Annotated in this window: 7 protein-coding genes; 6 read left to right on the forward strand and 1 reads right to left on the reverse strand. The window is 62.9% G+C overall.

Features of this window, described 5'->3' with window-relative positions:
* A partial coding sequence (locus tag B2V90_RS17980; protein WP_293922640.1) for a class I SAM-dependent methyltransferase occupies window positions 1–546 on the reverse strand: 546 nt, incomplete at its 3' end.
* Between the two features lie 388 nt (window positions 547–934).
* Here B2V90_RS17980 and pyrH point away from each other — a divergent pair.
* The 6 genes from pyrH to B2V90_RS18010 all read left to right on the forward strand — a co-directional run.
* Complete coding sequence (pyrH, locus tag B2V90_RS17985; protein ID WP_037542958.1) at window positions 935–1660, forward strand: UMP kinase; 726 nt, start codon at window positions 935–937, stop codon at window positions 1658–1660.
* Window positions 1661–1666: 6 nt separating this feature from the next.
* A complete protein-coding gene (gene frr, locus B2V90_RS17990; protein WP_009822316.1) occupies window positions 1667–2224 on the forward strand; it encodes a ribosome recycling factor in 558 nt (185 codons plus the stop codon).
* Between the two features lie 44 nt (window positions 2225–2268).
* Window positions 2269–3048: an isoprenyl transferase gene (locus tag B2V90_RS17995; protein ID WP_228220805.1), complete on the forward strand. Its 780-nt coding sequence runs from the start codon at window positions 2269–2271 to the stop codon at window positions 3046–3048.
* 3 nt (window positions 3049–3051) lie between these two features.
* Window positions 3052–3831, forward strand: a complete 780-nt coding sequence (locus tag B2V90_RS18000) for a phosphatidate cytidylyltransferase (RefSeq protein WP_228220888.1) — start codon at window positions 3052–3054, stop codon at window positions 3829–3831.
* 5 nt (window positions 3832–3836) lie between these two features.
* Window positions 3837–4994: a 1-deoxy-D-xylulose-5-phosphate reductoisomerase gene (locus tag B2V90_RS18005; protein WP_228220806.1), complete on the forward strand. Its 1158-nt coding sequence runs from the start codon at window positions 3837–3839 to the stop codon at window positions 4992–4994.
* Window positions 4991–5976, forward strand: a 986-nt coding sequence (locus B2V90_RS18010) for a M50 family metallopeptidase (protein WP_293922642.1), incomplete at its 3' end; no start/stop codon positions are given. The genes B2V90_RS18005 and B2V90_RS18010, both read left to right, overlap by 4 nt.

Raw genomic sequence — 5976 nt, forward strand, 5'->3', positions numbered from 1 at the left:
GCTTTCCTCCTTCAACAGGCGGCTGATGTGACGGAACGGCATGGACCCCAGCCAGCCGGGCTGCGCATTATAGCCAATATAGACCAGGCCGCCGGATGCTGTCGCTTGGCCCAGGCAGCGGACAAGTGCCGTGCGGACTGGCGGCGTGATCCAGCTATACACGCCGTGCAGGGACACATAGTCAAACCGGCCAAAATCGACCGGCCACTGCTGCGCCAGTGCGACGAAGTCACCATCGCTGAATTGGATGTTCGTCAGCCCCGCCGCCTGCGCGACGGCGCGCGCATGGGCGACATGGTCGGGCAGGAAGTCGACGCCGACAAACTGGCCTTGGGGGTTGGCAGCAGCCAGCAGGCATAATCCCATGCCCTGGCCGCATCCCAATTCCAGATAGCGGAAGGGCGCTTCGCCATCTCGTCGAGCCGGCGCTGCTCCGGCCAGCATTGCCGACAGATCGAGCCAGTCCGGCGCCATTTCCGGGCAAAAGCCATATGTATAGCCAGCAGAGGCGTCATAGCCGTGAAAATCGACCGCTGACATGATCATTCATCCCTGCTCAATATCGCAGCAGGTTAGACAGAGCTTGCGCCCGGCGCGCAATGTGGAAGGATGATCCAGCAATATTTCGCTACATTCGGGGCGACGAGCGCCCGATTTGGCATGAATTGGTGCAGGCCGCCTCGGCTGTTGGCAGCTAAAAAGACGATGACATCGATCAGCATCAGATTGACCCGGCGCACCGCAACAGCGCGGCGGGCGGTAAGTGCCATCAAAATGGCGCTACAAGAGGGGTTGGTTCGGGCAGTGCCAGCCAGATGTGCGCACTTTTCCGTGCCGTAGCTCCTGGGCATATAAACGCCGCTTGGCTTTGTGGCCGCTCCCGACTAAGGTCCGCGCCGCTTCCCGCCCATTCGCCAAGGATGATCTACCGCCCATGACCCTGCCTGCTTTCAAGCGTATATTGTTGAAATTGTCGGGCGAAGTGCTGATGGGGCAGGGGCAGTTCGGCATCGAGCCCGATACCGTCGCGCGCGTCGCAGGCGAGATCGCAGCAGCCAAGGATGCGGGATTTGAATTATGCGTGGTGGTCGGGGGAGGCAACATCTTTCGTGGTGTTGCCGGCGCGGCCGCTGGCTTTGACCGGGCAAGCGCCGATTATATGGGTATGCTCGCCACGGTCATGAACGCGCTTGCCGTTCAGAATGCCCTGGAAAAACTGGGCTATGACACACGCGTCCAGTCCGCCATTCCCATGGCCAGCGTGTGCGAGCCCTATATCCGGCGCAAGGCAGAGCGGCACATGGAAAAGGGCCGGATCGTGATCTTCGCCGCGGGCACCGGCAGTCCCTTCTTCACCACCGATACGACTGCGGCGCTGCGAGCGGCGGAAATGAGCTGTGATGCCCTGTTCAAGGGCACCAGCGTCGATGGTATCTATAATGCTGATCCCAAGAAGGTCGCCGATGCCACCCGCTATGACAGCATCGGTTTCGACCAGGTGCTCAATGACAATCTCAAGGTGATGGACGCCAGCGCCATCGCCCTGTGCCGCGAGAATAATATCCCCATCGTCGTCTTCAACATTCGTGAGACCGGCAATCTGGCCAAGGTTCTTGCGGGCGAAGGCGTAGCGACGATCGTGCAAAATCAGGAGCGTTGAAGACTCATGCCGCAATATGACAAAGCCGATCTGGAACGCCGCATGGCCGGTGCGGTTGAATCGCTCAAGGGCGATCTGACCGGCCTGCGCACCGGCCGGGCCAATGTGCAACTGCTCGATCCAGTGACGGTCGAAGTCTATGGCGCGCATATGCCACTCAACCAGGTCGCGACCGTGTCGGCGCCTGAGCCGCGCATGTTGTCGGTGCAGGTGTGGGACAAGAGCAATGTCGGCCCGTGTGACAAGGCGATCCGCTCGGCGGGCCTGGGTCTCAATCCGATTGTCGATGGGCAGACGCTGCGTCTGCCGATCCCGGACCTGACCGAGGAACGCCGCAAGGAACTGGCCAAGCTCGCCAGCAAATATGCCGAAGGCGCGCGCGTTGCTGTGCGCAATGTCCGTCGCGACGGCATGGACAACCTGAAAGCCGATGAAAAAAAGGGCGAAATCAGCGAGGATGAGCGCAAGCGGCTGGAGACTGAGGTCCAGAAACTGACCGACTCCACCATCGCGGATATCGATTCCGTGACAAGCGCGAAGGAAAAGGAAATTCTCGGCCAGTAAGCCGGGGCTTTCCTTTCGCGGCCAACGCACGCATTGTCTTCCTGATGGCCACACACGCCCAGTCCAACCTGTCCAGCATCGCGTCAGTCGGTGGCGCGCGCGCCGTCGATGGCGTGGCGGCGCCGTCTCCCGGACCCCGCCACGTCGCCATCATCATGGACGGCAACGGCCGTTGGGCGAAGAAACGGCTGCTGCCGCGCATTGCCGGTCATCGCGCCGGGGTGGAGGCGGTGCGCCGGGTAGCGCGCGCCGCGCAGGACATGGGGCTGGAATGCCTCACACTCTACGCATTTTCGTCGGAAAACTGGAAACGGCCGGCGAGTGAAGTGGCCGATCTGATGGGGCTGCTGCGGCATTTCATCCAGAGCGATATCGAAGAATTTCACGCAAACGGTGTGCGGCTGAAGGTAATCGGCGATTATCGCGCGCTCGACCCGTCGCTGGTGACGCTGATCGAAGGTGCGATGGCGCGGACTGCCGGCAACAGCGGCCCGGTCATCGCGATCGCACTCAACTATGGCGCGCAGGATGAGATGGTGCGCGCGGCGCAGCGCATCGCGCAAAAGGTTGCGCGCGGCGAACTTGCCGCGAGCGATATCGGCATTGCCGACATCGACAACGAACTGGACACCTGCGAACTGCCGCCGCTCGACCTGCTCATTCGCACATCGGGCGAATTGCGGCTCAGCAATTTCATGCTGTGGCAGGCGGCCTATGCCGAACTCTATTTCACTGACCTGCTCTGGCCTGATTTCGACGACCGGGCGCTGGGGCAGGCGCTGGACGCCTTTCGTATGAGGGACCGCCGCTTTGGCGGTTTGTGAATGATGGTCAGCGACCTTCGGATCCGGACCGTCGTCGGCGTCGCACTCATTGCGCTGGCGCTAGGTGCCTTGCTTGCCGGGGGGCTGCTTTTCTGGGTGCTGCTGGTCGTGGCCGGTGTGCTGATGCAAGGCGAATGGGGCGATTTGACCGGCGCGAATGTAGAGCAGCGCAAGGCCGCGATGTTTGCCGTCTCCATCCCCCTTGCTTTGTTATGTCCCCTGGCCGCGGGCATCGACTGGCCGGTGCTGATCGCCGGAGCGGCGGCATTTTTCTTCATTGCCTTCACCAGCCGCAATGTCGTTCTGGCACTTGGCGTTCCCTATATTTGTGTGCCGATCACCGCTCTGCTGTTTTTGCGCGGGCAGCAGCCCTATGCCTATGGCTTGCTGCTCGCTTTCTGGGCGCTCGGGCTGGTTTGGGCGACAGATATCGGCGCCTATTTCGCGGGGCGGTCGATCGGTGGGCCCAAGCTGGCACCCCGGATCAGCCCTTCCAAGACATGGTCGGGCCTGGCTGGTGGCGTGCTGGCGGCGCTGGTGCTGGGCTTCCTCCTCCACCGATTTGCGGGCCTGCCGATCCAGCTTGCGGCGGCGAGCGGCCTGCTGGCCGTTGCGGCGCAACTGGGTGATCTGCTGGAAAGCGCGATGAAGCGCCGGGCCGGGGTCAAGGATAGTGGCACGCTGCTTCCCGGCCATGGCGGCGTGATGGACCGGCTGGACGGGGTGGTCGCGGCCGCGCCGCTGGCGGCCCTATGCTATGCCGTACTGGCGCAGGCGGTATGAGTGGTATGAAAAGCGTTTCCATCTTTGGCGCAACTGGCTCTGTGGGCCTGTCCACGATCGACCTCCTCCGGCGAGAGCCGGATGCGTACCGGGTCGTGGCGCTGACCGCCCATAGCGATATCGATGGGTTGGCGACCCAGGCAAAGGCGATCGGCGCGCAAATCGCGGTCATCGCGCAGGACGGGCTGTACGGCGCGCTCAGGGACGCTTTGGCGGGATCTGGTATCGAAGCGGCGGCGGGGCAAGCGGCGCTTGTCGATGCGGCGCAGGCTGGCGCGGACTGGACCATGGCGGCGATCGTCGGCTGCGCGGGACTTGAGCCTACCATGTCTGCCCTGAAGTCTGGCGGTACGGTGGCGTTGGCGAACAAGGAGTCGCTGGTATCCGCCGGCGGGTTAATGATGGCGGCGGCGCGGGAATCCGGCGCGACCCTGTTGCCCGTCGACAGTGAGCATAACGCCATTTTCCAATGCCTTGCTGGCGGTTCCATCGAGGACGTTTCAAGAATCATCCTGACCGCCAGCGGTGGCCCGTTCCGCACCCGCAGCCGGGCTGGCATGGTCGGCATCACGCCTGCCCAGGCGGTGGCGCATCCCAACTGGTCGATGGGCGCCAAGATCAGCGTCGACAGCGCGACGATGATGAACAAGGGACTGGAACTCATCGAGGCCGATCATCTGTTCCCGGTGGGGCTCGACCGCATCGAGATATTGGTCCATCCGCAATCGGTCATCCACTCGATGGTCGAATATCGCGATTGTTCGACTCTTGCGCAACTGGGGTCGCCCGATATGCGCATTCCCATCGCCCATGCGCTTGCCTGGCCCGCGCGGATCTCGACGCCCTGTCAGAAGCTGGACCTCGCAACCATTGGTCGGCTCGACTTTGAAGCGCCTGATCCGGATCGTTTTCCTGCGCTGCGTCTGGCGCGCGCTGCTGCGGCTGAGGGGGGGGCGACCCCCGCGATCCTCAATGCCGCGAACGAAGTGGCGGTGGCCGCTTTTCTGGCGGGGCGCATCGGCTTCCTTGATATTGCCATGATTGTGGAGGATGTGTTGGACCGCTATAGCGCGGAGCGGCCCAACACGATCGGGGACGTGCTGGCGGCCGACGCGCAGGCCCGCTTGTTTGCGGGTCAGACGATGGAAAGATTGACGGTTTGATCCAGAATCCCGGCTTCCTGCTGACAGTGCTGGCCTTTGTGGCGGTCATCGGACCGCTGGTCTTCGTCCATGAGCTTGGCCATTATCTGGTCGGCCGCTGGTTCGGAGTGAAGGCGGAGGCCTTCTCGATCGGCTTCGGTCCCGAACTCTTCGCCTGGGTGGACAGGCGCGGCACCCGCTGGCGCGTCGCGGCGTTGCCCTTGGGCGGCTATGTGCGTTTCAAGGGGGATATGAACGCGGCCAGCATGACCGACCCGGCCTGGCTGGAAATGTCGGCCGGCGATCGCGCTGAAAGCTTCCCCGCCAAGCCATTGTGGCAACGCGCGGCCATCGTTGCGGCAGGGCCGGCGATCAATTTCCTTTTCGCCATATTGATCATCGCGACCTTCGCCTTCGTCCATGGCGAAAGCCGTACGCCGGCGGTTGCGGGCATCGTCGAACAGGGCAGCGCCGCTGATGCCGCTGGGATCAAGGTCGGTGACCGCATCCTGTCCTTCAACGGGCGTGCGATGGACACCTATACCGACATGGTCATGTACACGCGCATCCGCCCGGGTGAACCGGTGGATGTCGCGATCGAGCGGAACGGGCAAAGGCTGGAGGTGCGCACCAAGATCGGCGCGGTCATGGAGGATGACGGCTTTGGCCAGAAATTCCGTGTCGGACGGCTGGGTATCGGCGCTGGCGAACCCGTGGTCGAGCGCGTCAGCCTGTTGCGCGCGCCAATCGTGGCGGTCGAGCGCACCGGACAGATCGTGCGGACCATGGTCGAAACTCTGGGTCAGATTGTCAGTGGCGGCCGATCCGTCAAGGAATTGGGCGGGCCGCTCAAGATCGCGCAGGTGTCGGGGCAGGCCGCGACATTGGGGCTGGAAAGCTTCATCTTCTTCGTTGCGCTCATCTCGATTAACTTGGGGTTCATCAACCTCTTGCCAATTCCCATGCTTGATGGCGGGCATCTGCTCTTTTACGGGATCGAGGC

Origin of the sequence: Sphingobium sp. UBA5915 (assembly GCF_002431195.1) — a bacterium.
GTDB lineage: Bacteria > Pseudomonadota > Alphaproteobacteria > Sphingomonadales > Sphingomonadaceae > Sphingobium > Sphingobium soli.

Coding starts and splice junctions, on each gene's coding strand:
- pyrH (WP_037542958.1), top strand. CDS start 935: ATGACCCTGCCTGCTTTCAAGCGTATATTGTTGAAATTGTCGGGCGAA.
- frr (WP_009822316.1), top strand. CDS start 1,667: ATGCCGCAATATGACAAAGCCGATCTGGAACGCCGCATGGCCGGTGCG.
- B2V90_RS17995 (WP_228220805.1), top strand. CDS start 2,269: ATGGCCACACACGCCCAGTCCAACCTGTCCAGCATCGCGTCAGTCGGT.
- B2V90_RS18000 (WP_228220888.1), top strand. CDS start 3,052: ATGGTCAGCGACCTTCGGATCCGGACCGTCGTCGGCGTCGCACTCATT.
- B2V90_RS18005 (WP_228220806.1), top strand. CDS start 3,837: ATGAAAAGCGTTTCCATCTTTGGCGCAACTGGCTCTGTGGGCCTGTCC.